The sequence below is a fragment of the Salinicola salarius genome, from assembly GCF_003206135.1.
In the GTDB taxonomy this organism is placed as follows: domain Bacteria; phylum Pseudomonadota; class Gammaproteobacteria; order Pseudomonadales; family Halomonadaceae; genus Salinicola; species Salinicola salarius.
This window is the reverse complement of sequence record NZ_PZJT01000006.1, coordinates 62,858-78,805: the sequence shown is the minus strand read 5'-3', so window position 1 is coordinate 78,805 and position 15,948 is coordinate 62,858. Positions and strand designations below refer to the sequence as shown.

At 61.8% G+C, this 15,948-nt stretch carries 19 protein-coding genes; 9 read left to right on the top strand and 10 right to left on the bottom strand.

All coding sequences use genetic code 11. The features are described from left to right. Positions 1–122 precede the first annotated feature (122 nt). Positions 123–572: a flagellar export protein FliJ gene (gene fliJ / locus DOM32_RS06815; RefSeq protein WP_244179861.1), complete on the top strand. Its 450-nt coding sequence runs from the start codon at positions 123–125 to the stop codon at positions 570–572. A gap of 49 nt (positions 573–621) precedes the next feature. On the opposite strand, the gene DOM32_RS17720 is transcribed toward fliJ, so the two are convergent. Further along, positions 622–759 carry a hypothetical protein gene (locus tag DOM32_RS17720; RefSeq protein WP_157957031.1) on the bottom strand — a complete coding sequence of 46 codons (138 nt, stop codon included), beginning with the start codon at positions 757–759 and terminating at the stop codon, positions 622–624. Positions 760–997: 238 nt separating this feature from the next. On the opposite strand from DOM32_RS17720, the gene DOM32_RS06810 reads away from it, so the two are divergent. From DOM32_RS06810 to fliR, 8 genes are all read left to right on the top strand, one after another. Then, positions 998–2,095 carry a flagellar hook-length control protein FliK gene (locus DOM32_RS06810; protein WP_157957030.1) on the top strand — a complete coding sequence of 366 codons (1,098 nt, stop codon included), beginning with the start codon at positions 998–1,000 and terminating at the stop codon, positions 2,093–2,095. 214 nt (positions 2,096–2,309) lie between these two features. Further along, positions 2,310–2,780: a flagellar basal body-associated protein FliL gene (fliL, locus tag DOM32_RS06805; protein ID WP_244179834.1), complete on the top strand. Its 471-nt coding sequence runs from the start codon at positions 2,310–2,312 to the stop codon at positions 2,778–2,780. Between the two features lie 18 nt (positions 2,781–2,798). Further along, positions 2,799–3,809, top strand: coding sequence for a flagellar motor switch protein FliM (gene fliM, locus DOM32_RS06800; protein WP_110632589.1), 1,011 nt, complete (start codon positions 2,799–2,801; stop codon positions 3,807–3,809). Continuing rightward, complete coding sequence (fliN, locus tag DOM32_RS06795; protein WP_071231251.1) at positions 3,802–4,311, top strand: flagellar motor switch protein FliN; 510 nt, start codon at positions 3,802–3,804, stop codon at positions 4,309–4,311. Before fliM ends, fliN begins: the two co-directional genes overlap by 8 nt. After that, a complete protein-coding gene (fliO, locus tag DOM32_RS06790) occupies positions 4,308–4,751 on the top strand; it encodes a flagellar biosynthetic protein FliO (protein WP_071231252.1) in 444 nt (147 codons plus the stop codon). Before fliN ends, fliO begins: the two co-directional genes overlap by 4 nt. A 38-nt stretch (positions 4,752–4,789) precedes the next feature. Further along, a complete protein-coding gene (gene fliP, locus DOM32_RS06785; RefSeq protein WP_420855067.1) occupies positions 4,790–5,521 on the top strand; it encodes a flagellar type III secretion system pore protein FliP in 732 nt (243 codons plus the stop codon). 59 nt (positions 5,522–5,580) lie between these two features. Then, on the top strand, positions 5,581–5,850 hold the full coding sequence (fliQ, locus tag DOM32_RS06780) for a flagellar biosynthesis protein FliQ (RefSeq protein ID WP_071231254.1): 270 nt from the start codon (positions 5,581–5,583) through the stop codon (positions 5,848–5,850). 16 nt (positions 5,851–5,866) lie between these two features. Then, positions 5,867–6,658: a flagellar biosynthetic protein FliR gene (gene fliR, locus DOM32_RS06775; protein ID WP_110632586.1), complete on the top strand. Its 792-nt coding sequence runs from the start codon at positions 5,867–5,869 to the stop codon at positions 6,656–6,658. A gap of 198 nt (positions 6,659–6,856) precedes the next feature. Here fliR and flgL read toward each other — a convergent pair whose 3' ends face one another. The 9 genes from flgL to flgE all read right to left on the bottom strand — a co-directional run bounded on the left by flgL (position 6,857) and on the right by flgE (position 15,941). Then, entirely contained in the window at positions 6,857–8,071 is a 1,215-nt protein-coding gene (flgL, locus tag DOM32_RS06770) for a flagellar hook-associated protein FlgL (RefSeq protein WP_110632583.1), read from the bottom strand. A gap of 70 nt (positions 8,072–8,141) precedes the next feature. Continuing rightward, positions 8,142–9,770, bottom strand: a complete 1,629-nt coding sequence (gene flgK / locus DOM32_RS06765; protein WP_110632579.1) for a flagellar hook-associated protein FlgK — start codon at positions 9,768–9,770, stop codon at positions 8,142–8,144. A 127-nt stretch (positions 9,771–9,897) separates the two neighbouring features. After that, the gene (flgJ, locus tag DOM32_RS06760) at positions 9,898–10,968 is read right to left on the bottom strand and encodes a flagellar assembly peptidoglycan hydrolase FlgJ (RefSeq protein WP_110632576.1); all 1,071 of its coding nucleotides are present in this window, start codon (positions 10,966–10,968) and stop codon (positions 9,898–9,900) included. Continuing rightward, positions 10,968–12,107, bottom strand: coding sequence for a flagellar basal body P-ring protein FlgI (locus DOM32_RS06755; RefSeq protein ID WP_416221185.1), 1,140 nt, complete (start codon positions 12,105–12,107; stop codon positions 10,968–10,970). The genes flgJ and DOM32_RS06755 overlap by 1 nt, the downstream gene beginning before the upstream one ends. A gap of 5 nt (positions 12,108–12,112) precedes the next feature. Beyond that, positions 12,113–12,766 carry a flagellar basal body L-ring protein FlgH gene (locus tag DOM32_RS06750; protein ID WP_071231275.1) on the bottom strand — a complete coding sequence of 218 codons (654 nt, stop codon included), beginning with the start codon at positions 12,764–12,766 and terminating at the stop codon, positions 12,113–12,115. A gap of 60 nt (positions 12,767–12,826) precedes the next feature. Then, positions 12,827–13,609, bottom strand: coding sequence for a flagellar basal-body rod protein FlgG (gene flgG, locus DOM32_RS06745; RefSeq protein ID WP_071231260.1), 783 nt, complete (start codon positions 13,607–13,609; stop codon positions 12,827–12,829). Positions 13,610–13,663: 54 nt separating this feature from the next. Then, positions 13,664–14,431 (bottom strand): flagellar basal body rod protein FlgF, encoded by a 768-nt coding sequence (locus DOM32_RS06740; protein WP_071231261.1) that lies wholly within the window; start codon positions 14,429–14,431, stop codon positions 13,664–13,666. Then, a complete protein-coding gene (locus DOM32_RS18360; protein WP_420876618.1) occupies positions 14,424–14,519 on the bottom strand; it encodes a pentapeptide repeat-containing protein in 96 nt (31 codons plus the stop codon). Before DOM32_RS18360 ends, DOM32_RS06740 begins: the two co-directional genes overlap by 8 nt. Positions 14,520–14,627: 108 nt before the next feature. After that, on the bottom strand, positions 14,628–15,941 hold the full coding sequence (gene flgE / locus DOM32_RS06730) for a flagellar hook protein FlgE (RefSeq protein WP_110632572.1): 1,314 nt from the start codon (positions 15,939–15,941) through the stop codon (positions 14,628–14,630). Positions 15,942–15,948 lie beyond the last annotated feature (7 nt).

Genomic DNA, 15,948 nt, shown 5'->3' with positions numbered 1-15,948 from the left:
CGAGCGCCACAATGGCAATCGGTGGATTGTCCCGGTGGATTGTCCCGGTGGATTGCCCCGATGGATCGCCACGGTGAATCGCCCCGGTTGACGGACGGATAGGAGGTAACGCTTTGGCCAACATGCACGCCATGCAGATGCTTCGTGATCTGGCGCAGCGCAGCAGCGACAAGGCTGTCGAGAACCTGGGTCATCTGCAGCGTCAACAGCAGGAGGCTCAGAATCAGCTCGGGCAGCTGCAGCGTTATCGTGACGAGTACCAGCGCAAGCTCCACGACAGTCTGACCCGGGGTGTCTCATCAAGCCAATGGCGGGACTATCAACAGTTCATCGCCTCTCTCGACAAGGCGATCGAACAGCAACAGCGCCGGCTCGGCGAGCACCAGTCTCGCGTCGAGAACGGCAAGCAGCACTGGCAGGGCGAACGCCGAAAACTCAACGCCTATGACACGTTGCACACACGCCGCCAGCATGAAGCGGCCCGCCACCAGGCGCGTCACGAGCAACGTCACAGTGACGAGATGGCCGCGCAGTTACGCCGCCGTCAGCAGGACGCCGGGCACCAGTGGTAATACCGAGACACTGAATGGAAGCCCTGCTCAGCAGCACCGATTAGAAGCTCTATCCGATAACGAAACTGGCGGCGTAGTCCATGGAACTTTCCTCTCTCATCAGCGTGACCTCATCCTCGACGCGTGGCGCCAATACCGGGAACAGCGCGTCCAGGGAAACGGCCAGCGCGCCCTTCGCCGATGTCATGCAGCGGGCCGCAGGGGCAGAAAAACCCCAGCGATCCGCAGCCGGTGGAAGTTCAGCGTCACAGGCAACGAAAACTCCCGAGCGGTCGAATACCCAAGAAACCGATGACACATCCCCGGCCCTCGCCTCCAGCCGCCAGCCGACAAAGGATTCGCAGGTAGCGGATGCCGAATCCGATTCCACTCGACAGACGAGCGAGGATGCACGCGAGATTCTGCAAGCCCTGGAAGAGGGAGACATGACAGGGCTTCACGCCGTCCTGGCCAGCCTCGAAGGCAAGACCGACGGCAAGGCGCCATCGAGCTCCGAGGCGAGCGATAGCGACGCAGGGCCGATCGACGCGGACGCTCTTGCCGCCATCTTCGCCGCGCTTCCGCTGACGGCGGGCACGCAACCCGCCGGTAACGCTTCGGCGGCTGCCGCCGGCAATGGCGCCGCGGCACTCGGTGCCGGACAATCCGCCTTGCAGCAGATGACCCTGACGGCCGGCGACGCCGCACGCAACGTGGCCGCGATGCTGTCCGGCAAGATGTCGGATGAGGGCGAGCGACCCGGCTCCTCGACTCGCGTCAATGCGACTTCCGGACAGCCTGGGCTCAGCGAGCTGCTGTCGACAGTCGAAGGAAACCGTAACGGCAATCCGACCTCGTCGTCGGGGCTGCTGGCAGCGGCCGGCCAGGTTCTGTCACAATCCTCGTCAACGGGAGACCCTGCCGGTGCAGCGCTGACGGACGCGCTTGCGGACGCCCTATCGGCATCCGGCGCGAAACGTGACGGACTGGATAGCGCCCTCTTCACGAGCCCGCGGCCCGATGGCGGATCTCTGTCGCATCTGACGTCGCCGCTATCGAACGGTACGGGATTGGCATCGGCAGCAACGATGACCAACGGCGCCATCTCGACCCCGGTTCAGTCACCGCAATGGCCAGCTTCATTCGGCCAGCAAATCCTGCAGATGCATCAGCGTGGCGACCAGCAGATGTCGCTACGCCTCCATCCGCAGGAGCTCGGCCCGCTGAGCGTATCGCTGACGGTACAGGACCAGCAGGCACAGCTTCAGATCCTTTCTGCCCACGCGCCGGTTCGCGCTGCCGTCGAGGCCGCAATGCCTCAGCTCCGCCAGGCGCTCGCCGATAGCGGCATCGCTCTGGGTGAAGCGATGGTCGGCGATCAGGGGCAGTTCCAGCAAGGCCAGTCATCGGACGACGATCGTCCGCGTGGCACGTCGAGCGCCTCCGGCCCGCTGCTTGCCGCATCGGGAGTCGATACGAGCGATGACGCCACCCTGCGCCAGGTTGCCCTCACCCCTAACGGCAATATCAACCTTTACGCCTAGCCAGCGCTGCCGATAACACGGATAGCGGCGGGCACTCCCGCCGCGACATCAAGTCATGCGGCGCCGTTCGCGATTGGCACGCCTTCATCTTCCGACCCCGGCGCATGAAAGGGGAAGTTAGCAGACCGGAAGGCGTCTTTTCCGTCGATCGCGACACCCTCTAGCACCGCATAATCCGCTGCAACTTTCAGAGATCACCGTAATGGCAGAATCAATGGCCGCATCCCGTAAAAGCCGCTCCCTCTTGTTGATAGGGCTACTGATCGTCCTGCTGGCGGTCACCAGTTCGGTCGCCGTGTACTTCTTCCTCGACGCCCGCGACGGCAGCGAGGCGACCAAGGTCGTCAATGACGAGCCGGTTGAAGCCCCGGTGCCGATTTTCGTGACCATCAACCCCTTCACCGTCAATTTGCAGAGCGATTACGGCGACCGCCTGCTCTACGTCGGGCTGTCGCTGCGCGTCGGCGATGAGGCGACCAGCACGTTTCTCACCCAGAACATGCCCGAGGTTCGCAGCCGGCTGCTGATGCTACTATCCGGCAAGAGCGCCGAAGAGTTGATCAAGCCCGAAGGCAAGGTCCAACTGAAGCAGCAGATTCTCGACTTGTTCAACGAGCCGATCACCACGCCGCAGCCCACGTTATCCATCGACGACGTGCTGTTCTCCGATTTCATCGTGCAGTAAGCGGACGCCAGGCCAATCATGTCCCAAGACGATTTGCTGTCGCAGGAAGAGATCGACGCCCTTCTCAACGGTGTCAGCGGCGATACCGACGCGCCCGCCAAAGCGCCCGAGAGTAACCGTCGCGACGCGCGCCCGTTCGACCCGGCCAACCAGCACCGGGTCATCCGTGAGCGTCTGCAGGCGCTGGATATCATCAACGAGCGGTTCGCGCGTCTCTTCCGGGTGGCCCTGTTCAACCTGATTCGACGCAGCGCCGATATCACGGTCGCCGGCGTGCGCTACCAGAGCTACAGCGAGTTCGCGCGCAACCTGCCGGTACCGACCAACCTGAACCTGATCAGCCTCAAGCCGCTCAAGGGCACCGCCCTGCTGGTGTTCCCGCCGGGTCTGGTCTTCATGGTGGTGGACAACCTGTTCGGCGGTGATGGCCGGTTTTTGACCAAATCCGACGGTCGCGAATTCACCGCCACCGAACAGCGAATCATCCAGCGGCTATTGTCGCTGGCGCTGGAGGGTTACAGCGACGCCTGGAAATCGATCTATCCCGTGGACGTCGATTACATGCGTTCCGAAATGCAGGTGCGCTTTGCCAACATCACCAATTCGCCGAACGAGATCGTCGTCAACAGTACGTTCCATCTCGAGGTCGGCAACCTGACCAGCGACTTCAACATCTGCATTCCCTTTTCCATGATCGAACCGATCCGGGACATTCTGTCCAGCCCGATCGGAACGCTCGACAGCGACGATACCCAGTGGGAGTCGCGCATGGCCGGCGAGATCAAACAGACCCAGGTCGAATTGATCGCCGATTTTGCCGAGATACCTTCGACCATCGGTGACGTGATGGCACTGAAGGTCGGCGACATTCTCCCCTTCGATCTCCCCAAAGCCATCGACGTGCGTGTCGACGGTGTACCGGTCATGGCCTGTGAATACGGGACCCGGCAAGGTCAACGCGCGCTACGGGTGAAGCATCTTATTGACCATGGTACGTACTCCGCCATGAAGGACTTCGACAATGAGTGATGATCAAAAACCGGGATCCCAGAAGGGAGCTTCCGATACGGCCAGCGACAACAACCAGGATGCCGACGATCTTTGGGCAGCGGCCATGGCGGAACAGGGTGTCGAGCCTGAAGCCGACGAGTCCGAAACGGTCGAGGAAGCGACCAAGCCCACCGGCACGGCGGGTTCCGGCGAGGCACAATCGGCGGAAGCCGGCGTTTTCCAGTCCTTCGATCAAGGCAGCGGCAACACTCGCGAGGCTCGGGATCTGGCCGTCGTCATGGATATCCCGGTCAAGCTCTCGGTCGAGCTGGGCCGAACGCGCATCACCATCAAGCAACTGCTCGAACTGGCCCAGGGCTCGGTCGTGGAGCTGGACGGACTGGCCGGTGAACCGATGGACATCATGATCAACGGCTATCTCGTCGCCCAGGGCGAAGTCGTCGTCGTGGATGACAAATACGGCATCCGGATCACCGAGATCGTCACGCCGTCCGAACGCGTCCAGAAACTGAATCGATGAACGACGATACGCTACAGCAGGCGGCGCAGACCACGGCCGGCAGCGGCGACAGCATCGGCCTTCTGATGATGGGCAAGACGGCAATGTCGTTGCTGATCGTCGTGGCGATCATCCTGGCCTGCGCCTGGCTGCTGAAGCGTATCGGTCCTAACCGTCGTGCCGGAACGCAGCATCTGCGTGTCGTGGCCAGTACGCCGGTCGGGCAACGCGAGCGCGTGGTCATCGTCGAGGTCGATGATCGCTGGCTGGTTCTGGGCGTCGGTGGCGGTCAGGTAACCAAGCTGGACAGCATGACCCCGCCCCCCAATACGCCTGTCGCCTCTGGGTCGGCACCCTTGAGCGGCTCCTTTGCCAGTCGCCTGGGTCAAGCCCTCAAACAGAATGCGAGTGACTCGCTCAAGCGCCAAAAGCCCAGGCGGGACAACGGGGTCGACAACTAGTGGCTATTGCGGCTAATTCCAGATTGCGTGGCGTCGTCGTGGGGTTGGGCGCCCTGGCGGCGTTGACGGCCAGCCAATGGGCGGTGGCGCAGGCGATTCCCGGCATTGTCAGCGAGCCGATGGCGGACGGCGGTCAGCGCTGGTCGCTGAGCCTGCAGACGCTGCTCTTTTTGTCTTCGCTCGCCTTTCTACCGGCGATGCTGCTGATGATGACCTGCTTTACCCGGATCATCATCGTGCTGGGGCTGTTGCGTACCGCCATGAGCACGCCCTCGGCGCCGCCGACGCAGGTTCTGCTCGGGCTCGCGCTGTTTCTGACGTATTTCGTCATGTCGCCGGTACTCGACCGGGCCTATGAAGAAGCCTGGCAACCGTTCTCGGCCGAAGAAATTTCGATGGAGGAAGCGCTGGAGCGAGGCAGCCAGCCATTCCGCGAGTTCATGTTCGCCCAGACCCGGCAGGCCGATCTGGCAATGTTCGCCCGCATCGCCGATGTCGGCGAGATGCAGGGTCCCGAAGACGTGCCGATGCGTATCCTGGTGCCAGCCTATGTCACCAGTGAGCTGAAGACGGCCTTCCAGATCGGCTTCACGATCTTCATCCCATTTCTGATCATCGACCTGGTCGTCGCCAGCGTACTGATGGCTTTGGGGATGATGATGGTGCCACCGGCCACGATCTCGTTGCCGTTCAAGCTGATGCTGTTCGTGCTGGTCGATGGTTGGCAGCTTCTGATCGGCTCGCTGACCCAAAGTTTCTATTTCTCGTGAGTCGCACAGACACGAACCGTGTCGTCAGCCCCCGCTTCGCGACTGCATGGAGGTAAGCAATGTCTCCCGAAATGGTAATGAGCATGGCCTACCAGGGCATGAAAGTAACCCTGATGATAGCCGCTCCGCTACTGCTGACCGCGCTACTGGTCGGCCTGCTGGTCAGCCTTTTCCAGGCGGCGACCCAGATCAACGAAATGACGCTGACGTTCATTCCCAAGATCCTGGGCGTCTTCGCCATGCTGATCCTCTCCGGCGCCTGGATCATTCAGCTCCTGGTCAACTTCACTCGGGAACTGCTGCAGAACATTCCCCAGATGGTGAGCTGATTCGTCAGCGCGATCGATGATCGATATTACCTCAGCCCAGTGGGAAAGCTGGATACGGCTCTTCTTCTGGCCCACGGTTCGCATTCTTGCCTTCTTCATGGCTTCACCGCTGTGGAACTTGCCGAGCGTACCGACGCCGGTAAAGGCGCTGCTTGGGGCCGCAATCGCTGTGGCCATCGCGCCTGCCCTGCCACCGATGCCGGCGATTCCTCTGTTCTCGCTGGAAAGCTTCGGCATCATGCTTCAGCAGATCCTTATCGGTATCGCCATGGGCCTGGTGCTGCGGATCATGATCGCCGTGGTGCAGACTGCCGGCGAGTTCATCAGCATGCAGATGGGCCTCGGGTTCGCGACCTTCTATCAGCCGGATGCCGGCACCAATACGATGGTGCTGTCGCGCCTGCTGGAAATTTTGACGCTGCTGACGTTCCTGGCGATGAACGGACACCTTATCACGATCGAAATTCTCGCCTGGACCTTCGAGGTGCTGCCCATCGGCTCGACCTCGATCGATGCCAGCTTTGCCGAAACGCTGGCCCGCTGGGGCGGCACCATTTTCTCCTCCGGCCTGCTGATGGCGATTCCCATCGTCACCGCGCTGCTGTTGATCAATCTCTCGCTGGGCATTCTCAATCGTGCATCGCCACAGCTGTCGATCTTTTCGGTGGGTTTCCCGATGACACTGACCGCCGGCCTGGTGCTGATTACCGCACTGATTCCGGATATGGGAGGCTTCTGGAGCGATCTGTTCGAGCAACAGCTTCGTTTCATGCAGGGCATGATCGAACAGATGGCCGGCACGCCCTGACCCGAGATCACAACGGGGCCAATCTCTCCCCGAGCTCCTTTCCAATGTTCGAAATCGCCAACCGACGGCTCACCCAAACAAAAGGGGCGCATCCTGCAGGATGCGCCCCTTTGACTTTGACCGGGCCGTTAACGGCCCGATCCGTTGGCGATTGAAATCCGACGCCGCGTCAAGTCGAACGTCGCGTCAGACCAAACATCACATCAGGTCGAACAACGAAGTCCCCTGCAAATCGACGAAGGCTTTCTGCGACGCCTGCAACCCCACCTGCCGCAGCACATAGTCCGAAATGGCGGTGGTGTAATCCAGATCGATCAGATCGCTCTGGGTCTGGGTGTAGCTGATCTTGCGATCGCCCCCTACGGTATCGAGCGTGTCCAGTTCGTTGAGTCGAGCACCGACGGACGCGCGCACGGTCAGCACGTTGTCCAGCGCGTTATCCAGCTCCCGGCTGGAGGTCGACAGCGTATTGGCGAAGGCCGCCTTGTCGGCGTCGGAATCCAGCGGGTTCTCGAGGGCAGAGAGCATGTTCTCCAACGTCGTAAAGACGTCAGGGTCCATATCCTCGGCTGGCCCCACCGCAAGCGTGTCACTTGGCTCGGGCGTTCCTTCCAGCGTCAGACGAATCCCACCGAACTCGAGCGAGCCACTCTCGCCGTTATAGGTGCCGGTGATGTCGCCATCGGGATATCCCTTCACGGTGTAGTCGTAAGTGCCATCCCCGTTATCGCTAAAGCTGATCTCGTAGCTGCTGCCATAGCCATCGGCGGTCGTGTCCGTCACCTGGGGGCCGGTGAAGGTCAGGGTGCCAGTATTGCCGTCGCCAGCCTTGGCCAGATAGCCGGAGCCTGCCGCCACCGACTGGAAGACGTCTTTCCCGGTATCTCCCACTTCCATCATCCGCGAAGAGTCGACCTTCTGCTGACGAACCTGATCGGAGCCCTCGTACTCCACGGCACCGGAGTCATTCTGGACGAAGGGCGCGGAACTATCCTTGTAACCGCCGAAGAGATAGCTGCCATTCCCATCGGTGGAGTTGGCCTGCCCCAACAGCGCCTCGTAGACGCCACGCAGCTCCGACGCCTGGGACTGACGGTCGGCGTCGCTCAGCGTGCCATTGCCGGCCTGGATCATGAGCTCCTTAGCCCGCGTCAGAGCATCGGAAACACTGTCGAGAACGCTCTCTTCCTGGCTCAGCGAATTGCGTACCGTCACCCGGCTGTCGCTCTGCTGAGCATTGGTGGCCAGCGATTGCGATACCCCGACCGCACGTGACGCGGCCTGCGGATCGTCGGAAGGGCGCACCACACGCTTGCCGGAAGCGATCTGCTCGCCGACTTCCATGAAAGCGCCCTGCTGGCGGCTCATCGAGCTGACACTGCGCTCGAACATCATCACGGTGCTGACACGCACGGCTCTCTCCTCGAAGGCACCCGATCAGGGCGCGCTCAATCATTATTCAAAAACGGCGCTTCGACAGCTCTCAAGCGCGCAGCCCCAAAATCGTATCCAGGATGGCCGAACCGGCTTCGATGACCTTGGCATTGGCCGAGTAGTACTGCTGATACCGCATCAGGTTGGCGTACTCTTCGTCCAGGTTCACGCCCGAGTCGGCCTGCTGGTAGGCGTAAAGCTGATCGCTCAGCCCCTGCTGGGTCGTCAGGTTGGCCTCGGTGATGGCCGCCCGGTTGCCCACATCGCTGACCAGCGAAGCGTAGCCGCCACTGAAGGTCGCACTACCGCCAACTAGCTTCTGATTCTGCAGGTCGAGTAACGCCAAGGCATTGCGGTTGTCACCGGAGTCACCGCTTTCCGAAGCGGCGATCTGGCTGGTATCACTCAGCGCCAGATCGAATCCGGCAGCCGCATTGCGCGTCGGCTGTAGCGTGAAGACGTCGCCTTCAGCCGGGGGCGGGGTACCGGGAGCCAGCGTCACCCCGCCGAAGGACAGATTGCCATCAGCATCCGGAGAGACATCAGGAAGCTTCTCGCCGCTGCTCAGGTTCTCGACCTTGAGGGAGCCATCCGCCTGATAGGTCAGCTGATAGTCGTCCGCCGTCAACTGGCTGATGTCGCCATACTCGGCATCCAGCGAACCGCTGCCTGCGTTATTGGCACTGGCAATGATGGTCGGGCCACCGATTTCGAAAAACGCTTTGCCGGAATCACCGTTGATATCCACGCCAGCCTCATGCTGGTCATTGAATTCCACTGCCAATGTCACCGCCAACTGACCGAGCTGGTTCTGAACGCTGTCGAGGGTTTCGCTACGAAAGCTCAACAATCCACCCAGTTCACCGCCTTGAATGACGGATTCCTTGAGTGGCGAACGCGAGCCGGCACCATCTTCGTAGGCGATCGTGATATTGGAAGGATCTTCATCGCTCTTGACGGCGACGAGATCGAAGGACTTGTTGCCGGCGACCAGCGGCGTGCCGTTGGATAGCGATACCTGGTAGGTCGAACCATCCTGGACCTGCACGTTGACGTCGACCAGCTCGCCGAGATCACTGACCAGCTTGTCGCGTTGATCCAGCAGCGCGTTGGGCTCCTCGCCGCTTCTGGCACGGGCCAGCGTCACCTGCTTGTTGAGATCGGCAATCTGGTCGCTGAGATTGTTGACCTGGGTGACCACGTCGCCAATCTGGCCGTTGATGCCCTCACGCATGTCGCTGAGATAGCCATCGTAAGCACGGAACTGTGCGACCATGCTGCGAGCGCTGCCCAATACCCCTTCGCGCGCGGCTGCGTCCGAAGGCGCACCGGTCAGATCCTCGAGGCTGGAGAAGAAATTCTGCATCAGCGTGGTCAGACCGGAATCGCTGTCCGCCAGCAGATCGTCGATCTGGTTGACCTGGCTCTGGTAGGTTTCCAGGGCCGACTCGCGGCTATTGACCTGATTGAGCTGCGAACTGATATAGCTGTTGTACTGGCGCTGGATGCCGTCGACGCTGACGCCGGAACCGCCACCCTCGCCGCTGCTGTTCTGTCCCAGCAGCGTCAACTGTCGGCTATAGCCATCGGTGTAGACGTTGCTGATGTTGTTGCTGGTCGTCGAGAGCGCATTCTGCGCCGCGCTCAAACCGCTAAGGCCAATCGAAAACAGGCTCATATCGCTATCCCGTGAAACGCCATGACGATGCTGGCGATGTCCGTGCAAGGTTATGATTTTTATCGGCCGCGAAAGCCGCTTCTTGACCCCTTCAGACAGCGATTTCGCAACCAATTGTTAACGCCGATCAGAAAATCGCCGTGGGCAGATCGTCGGGGCCGAACGGATTGCCGGCATTACTCGCAGTCGCCAGCAGATCGCGACCTGCCCCGGCTTCTAGCGTGCCCAATTGCGCCATGATGCCGCGAAGCTTCTCGGCATAGCGTGGATCCGTGGCATAACCGCCCTGCTGCAACGCCTGAGCCGCCTGGTCGGGTGTCGAAGCCGCCACGACCCCCTGATAGCGAGGGTTGTCGCCGATCAACCTGGCGTAATCGTTGAAGGCATCGGTATAGGAGTCATAGACGCGGAAGCGATCGACCATCTTGACCGGCCGCCCGTCGACATACTCGGTGGTGGTGATAGCCGTGGTGTCGCCCTGCCAGGACTGTCCGGCCTTGATACCGAAGAGATTGTGGCTGTTGCCGCCGCTGGCGGTGGGAATCTCCCGCTGACCCCAGCCGGTCTCGAGCGCGGCCTGGGCCAGAATCAGCTCGGCCGGCACGCCCGAGGACTGTTCCGCCTGCCTGGCCGGACCTGCCAGACTGTCGAGGAAGGCGCGGACGTGCGCCGGACGATCGTCGGCCTCGTCTGCCATCAATGCCGATGTCGATGACGAGCCGTTGGCCGTGGCAGCGCTGGCAATCTCATGCCGTGACAGATCCGGCGCAAATCCCGGCGTGCGAAGGCCACCATGCAACAGCCGTGGCGTACCCCGCGGAATGCCGGCGATCAGGGCCGAGGCATCGTCGCCCGTAGCGCCCGAGGCGGCGGGCAGTGCCGAGGTGCCCGGCAGGCCGCTACCCTCGAGCTGCGCCACCAGCTGATCGGCAAGCCCCAGCCCCTTGCCCGCCAGCTGCTGCGCCCACTGCTGATCCTGCATCGAGCGCATCATGTCCATCTGATTGCTATGTAGTAGACCGGACTGGGGGCTGGCATCGCGCATGCTCTTGAGCATCATCTGCAGGAACACGGCCTCGAACTGGCGCGATGCTTCCCTGAGACTCCCCTGCGGCGAGTTGGCCGCACTGTACTTGAGCTTCTGCACGCTCTGGACGTCGAGCGCAAACTGCCCCGAAAGATCGTTGGTGATCGCCATCAGATGATATCCAGCTCGGCGTTGAGCGATCCCGCAGACTTCAACGCCTGGAGAATCGACATCAGATCCTGGGGAGAGGCGCCCAATGCGTTCAGCGCGTTGACCACATCCATCAGATCGGCACTGGTCTGAACCATCTGCAGCGCACCGCCCTCCTGCTGTACGGTGATGTCGGCGTTGGGAACGACCGTCGTGTTGCCACCAGCCAGCGCATTGGGCTGACTGACCTGGGGATTGGAATCGATGACGATCGACAGGTTGCCGTGGGCCACCGCGGCACGATTGAGCGTGACGGTGTCCGACAGCACCACCGAGCCGGTACGCGCATTGACGATTACCTTGGACGGGCCACGCTCGGTAGTGACGTTCACCCCCTGCACGCGAGCCAGAAAGGTAACGCGGTCATTGTCGTTGGCCGGCAGCTTCAACTGCACCGTGCGTCCGTCGAGCGCGGCGGCGACCGGCGCGCCGAACTCCTGATTGATCGCCGCGACCATGCGTCGGGCATTCTCGAAGTCGGCATTCTTGAGGAACAGATCCAGCGTGCCACTGGCGTCGCCCAGTCGCATCGGCACTTCCTGCTCGACGAGACCGCCTCCGGGAATACGGCCCGCGGCCAGGTGATTGACGGAAACACTGCTGCCCGCCGCTTCCGCCCCGGCGCCGCCGACGTAGACGTTGCCTTGAGCCAGCGCGTAGACGCGACCGTCCGCCCCCTTCAACGGAGTCATCAGCAGCGTGCCGCCGCGCAGGCTGTCGGCGTTGCCCATCGATGACACGGTGATATCGATCTCCTGCCCCTGGCGGGAGAACGGCGGCAGTCTGGCGGTCACCATGACGGCCGCCACGTTGCGCAGCTGCATGTTGGTGCCCGCTGGCACCGTGACGCCCAGCTGCGACAGCAGGTTGGTGATGCTCTGCCCCGTGAACGGCGCCTGAGTGGTCTGGTCACCCGTTCCGTCGAGACCGACCACCAGGCCATAGCCGACCAGCTGGTTGTCACGTACGCCGGCGAAATTGGCCAGATCCTGAATGCGCTGCGCCTGGGCGCCCAGACTGAACAGCAGGATCGCCAGGAACAGAAGCGCTCTGGCCAACGGCGAGCGACGCAACTGGAATGAACGAAACAGAGCGGACATAGGCATCAGAACGGCGAAATGTTGAGGAAGAAGCGCTGCAGCCAACCCATGGTCTGCGCTTCGTTGATATAGCCATCACCGACATATTCGATACGGGCGTCGGCGACCTGCGTCGACTGCACGGTGTTGGAACCGCTGATCGCGCGTGGATTGATCACGCCGGAGAACCGGATATATTCGGTGCCCTGGTTGATCGCGATCTGCTTTTCCCCGCGAACCTTCAGGTTGCCGTTGGCCAGCAGATCATAGACGGTCACGGTAATCGTCCCGGTAAAGGTGTTGTTGGCATTGGCGCCCCCCGAACCGTTGAAGATGTTCTCGCCTTCGAGGTCCATGCCATAGTCGCTCAGTTTATCGAGAGGGTCCGGCACCAGCGTCGGCGTGAACGTCGCCGAACCGTCTCGTGACGCATTCGCCGCCGAGCTCTTGCTGGCACTGACCTGTTCGTCGAGCACGATGGTGATGATGTCCCCGATCTGACGCGGACGGCGGTCCTCGAAGAGCGGCTGGAAGCCGAAGCGCGCCTGATAGATCGAGCCGTTGGCCTGCGTCGGCGGTGTCGACGGTATTTCCACCGGGGACGAATTCTCGACCACGGAGTGGCGCGGAATCTGGGCACAGCCAGCCACGATCAGCACCAGACAGAGGCCGGTCAGCATCAATACCCTGCGCCACACCGTGGCCAATTCTGCGGTCAGCAACACGCGCCCTTCCCCGGTTTATAGCTGTGTCAGACGCTGGAGCATCTGATCGGATGTTTCGACGGCCTTGCTGTTGATCTCGTAGGCGCGCTGCGTCTCGATCATGCTGACCATCTCTTCCACCACATTGACGTTGGAAGTCTCGACGTATCCCTGATAGAGCACGCCGGCCCCATCCAGACCGGGGTTGAGATCGTTACGCGGACCAGAGGCGTCGGTTTCCAGGTACAGGTTCTGGCCGATGCTCTGCAGCCCCGTCGGGTTGATGAACGTGGAGAGCATGATCTGCCCCACCTCGTTGCTCTGGGAAGTCCCCGGCTGCATCACGGAAACCACGCCATCCTGGCTGACAGTGATCGACAGCGCGTTCTGCGGGATCACGATCGGTGGATCGACCGGATAACCGCCCGCCGTCACCAGCTGGCCGTTCTCGTTGACCTGAAAGCTGCCGTCACGGGTGTAGCCCGTGGTGCCGTCCGGCATCTGCACGGCAAAGAAGCCCTTGCCGTTGATCGCGAGATCGCGGGAGTTCTCGGTATTCTGCAGACCGCCCTGGGTGTGCAGCCGCTCGGTGGCGACCGGACGCACGCCCGTACCGACCTGCATGCCGGATGGCAGCGTATCGACCACCGAAGATTGCGCACCGGGCTGACGCACGTTCTGGTACAGCAGATCTTCGAAGACGGCGCGAGACCGCTTGAAACCGTTGGTCGAGACGTTGGCCAGGTTGTTGGAAATCACATCCAGCTTGACCTGCTGCGATTCCAGGCCGGTCTTGGCCGTCCATAAAGACTTGATCATGACAAAACCTCATTGTCGGTAAGCCAGCCAGCGGCCAGCCTCAGCTGGTCAGGGTCAACTGGTCAGAGAAAGCAGGCTGTTGGCGCGTTGTTCGTTCTCGTCCGCGCTTTCGATCACCTTCATATGCATGTCGTAACGTCGAGCGCTGTCGATCATCGAAATCATGGCGTCGGTGGCGGTGACATTGCTGCCTTCGAGCGCCCCGGGAACCAGACGCAGGGTATCGTCGGCCGGGATCGGCGCCGCCACGTCCTGCCCCTGGGCCGGTGGCATCCGAAACAGGCCGTCTTCGCCACGCACCAGATTGTCGTTCCCCGGCGCGACCATCTTGAGACGCGCCAACGGCGCGATCGCATCCGGGTTCTGGCCCGGCTCGAGCACGCTGATCGAACCATCCGGCGCGATCGTCACGTCGCCCCCCAACGGTACGACGATGGCCTGGCCGTTGTCGGAGAGCACCGGGTTGCCGAGCGATGTCAGCAGGCCGGTGGAATCGACCTGGAGGTCGCCACGGCGGGTATAGGCTTCGCCGCCGTTCGGCGACTGCACCGCCAGCCAGGTATCGTCGCCCTGCAGCGCCACATCGAGACTGCGCCCGGTGGTACTGATGGTGCCCGGCGTGAAATCGGCGCCCGGCGTCGTCATCATCGAGGCAACGCGGGTCGGCAGGCGCGCCTCGCCTTCCACCGGCACGGCACGAAACGCCATCAGCTCGCCGCGAAACCCGGGCGTGCTGACGTTGGCCAGATTGTTGTTGACCACCGATTGCTGCGCCATCGTCTGGCTCGCGCCACCGCCGGCGGTGTAGAGAATTCTATCCATGCCCTATGCCTTTCATATCGGCGCCTTTCATATCGGCGCCTTTCATATCGGCGCCTTTCATATCGGCGCCTTTCGAAACCGTGGCTATCGAAACAGTGCTTGCCGAAATCGTATCTATCGAACCCGGCCTATCGAAGCGGGATCGTTGCCGGCCGACTCGCGACCGGCAACGCCACTGCTGTTGGCGACAGAACTATCAGCGCAGCTGCGCGATCTGATCCATGACTTCGGACTGGGTACGGATCGAGTTGGTGTTGGCCTGGTAGTTGCGCTGCGCAATGATCAGGTTGACCAGCTCCTGCGTCAGATCGACGTTGGAGGCCTCCAACGTTTCGGACTCGATCGAGCCCAGCGTGCCGGTACCTGCAATGCCCAGCAGTTCGTTACCGGAAGCCGCCGTCGCCGCGAACAGGTTGTCGCCGGAAGGCGTCAAACCCTCGGGGTTACGGAAGGTGGCCAGGGCAATCTGGCCCAGATCGACGGTCTTCTCGTTGGAATAGTTACCGACGATGGTGCCGTCGTCAGCGAAGCTGATGCCGACCAGTGCGCCGGCGGCATAGCCATCCTGCGCCAGGCTCTTGACAGTGGAGTCACCAGCGAACTGCGTGCTGCCCGCCATGTTGAAAGTGGTCGTGATCGTCTCGACGCCACCGCCCAGCTGTCCAGACCCGTCAGCAGCGGCAGTAAACGTCAGATCGGGCCATTCGACCGGATTGGCCGTTGTCTCTGCGCCGTTAATGGTTGCGAGCTTGCCGGAATTGTCGAACTCCAGTTGCAACGCCGGCGTCGTCGACGTCAAAACACCGTCAAGCGCCGTGCGTGCATCCCAAGTATTTTCACCGGTCTTCTGGAAATAGAGCGTCGCGTTATGCTGCGCGCCCTGGGAATCGTAGACGGTGAAGCTGGTGGAGTAGTTGTAGGCGATAGAGGTCTGCTGGTCCGTATCCTCGGTGGTCTTCGCATCGAGGTTGTCATATAGAACCGCCGTCGAGGTATCGTCGGCAACCGTGGCGGAATCCAGGTTGAGCAGGATGTTGATACCGGTGCCGGTGGCGCCCGTCGCGCTGGCCGGCATATCGGCCGCAGGGATGTTGAGCACGCCCGGCTGGCCGCCGGTAACGACGCCGGAGTTGACATCGGTGGCATCGGCCAGCCCATAACCCATCAGCCGCGCACCCTGGGCGTTCTCCAGGTAGCCGTCCGCGGTCATCGTCAACTGGCCGTTACGCGAGTAGCCCACCTGGCCTTCCTGCTGGAAGCGCAGGAAGCCGTCACCGGCGATGGCGATATCCAGGTTGCGCCCGGTGGCTTCCAGGCTGCCGCTGCTGAAGTCCTGCAGAATGCCGGAAACCCGGGTACCCAGGCCTACGGCGCTGTTGGCGAAGACGTCGGAGAACTGCACCGAGCCGCTCTTGAAGCCTTTGGTCTGCGAGTTGGAAATGTTGTTGCCGATGACATCCAGCTGCTGGGAAGCGGCGTTGACGCCGCTCAATGCCTGTGAAAAGCCCATGATTCAT

Coding starts and splice junctions, on each gene's coding strand:
- fliQ (WP_071231254.1), top strand. CDS start 5,581: ATGTCTCCCGAAATGGTAATGAGCATGGCCTACCAGGGCATGAAAGTA.
- flgE (WP_110632572.1), bottom strand. CDS start 15,941: ATGGGCTTTTCACAGGCATTGAGCGGCGTCAACGCCGCTTCCCAGCAG.
- DOM32_RS06810 (WP_157957030.1), top strand. CDS start 998: ATGACAGGGCTTCACGCCGTCCTGGCCAGCCTCGAAGGCAAGACCGAC.
- fliN (WP_071231251.1), top strand. CDS start 3,802: ATGAGTGATGATCAAAAACCGGGATCCCAGAAGGGAGCTTCCGATACG.
- DOM32_RS06740 (WP_071231261.1), bottom strand. CDS start 14,431: ATGGATAGAATTCTCTACACCGCCGGCGGTGGCGCGAGCCAGACGATG.
- fliR (WP_110632586.1), top strand. CDS start 5,867: ATGATCGATATTACCTCAGCCCAGTGGGAAAGCTGGATACGGCTCTTC.
- flgJ (WP_110632576.1), bottom strand. CDS start 10,968: ATGGCGATCACCAACGATCTTTCGGGGCAGTTTGCGCTCGACGTCCAG.
- DOM32_RS06750 (WP_071231275.1), bottom strand. CDS start 12,766: ATGCTGACCGGCCTCTGTCTGGTGCTGATCGTGGCTGGCTGTGCCCAG.
- fliJ (WP_244179861.1), top strand. CDS start 123: ATGCACGCCATGCAGATGCTTCGTGATCTGGCGCAGCGCAGCAGCGAC.
- fliO (WP_071231252.1), top strand. CDS start 4,308: ATGAACGACGATACGCTACAGCAGGCGGCGCAGACCACGGCCGGCAGC.
- DOM32_RS06755 (WP_416221185.1), bottom strand. CDS start 12,107: ATGTCCGCTCTGTTTCGTTCATTCCAGTTGCGTCGCTCGCCGTTGGCC.
- flgG (WP_071231260.1), bottom strand. CDS start 13,609: ATGATCAAGTCTTTATGGACGGCCAAGACCGGCCTGGAATCGCAGCAG.
- flgK (WP_110632579.1), bottom strand. CDS start 9,770: ATGAGCCTGTTTTCGATTGGCCTTAGCGGTTTGAGCGCGGCGCAGAAT.
- fliL (WP_244179834.1), top strand. CDS start 2,310: ATGGCCGCATCCCGTAAAAGCCGCTCCCTCTTGTTGATAGGGCTACTG.
- DOM32_RS17720 (WP_157957031.1), bottom strand. CDS start 759: ATGACATCGGCGAAGGGCGCGCTGGCCGTTTCCCTGGACGCGCTGTTC.
- fliM (WP_110632589.1), top strand. CDS start 2,799: ATGTCCCAAGACGATTTGCTGTCGCAGGAAGAGATCGACGCCCTTCTC.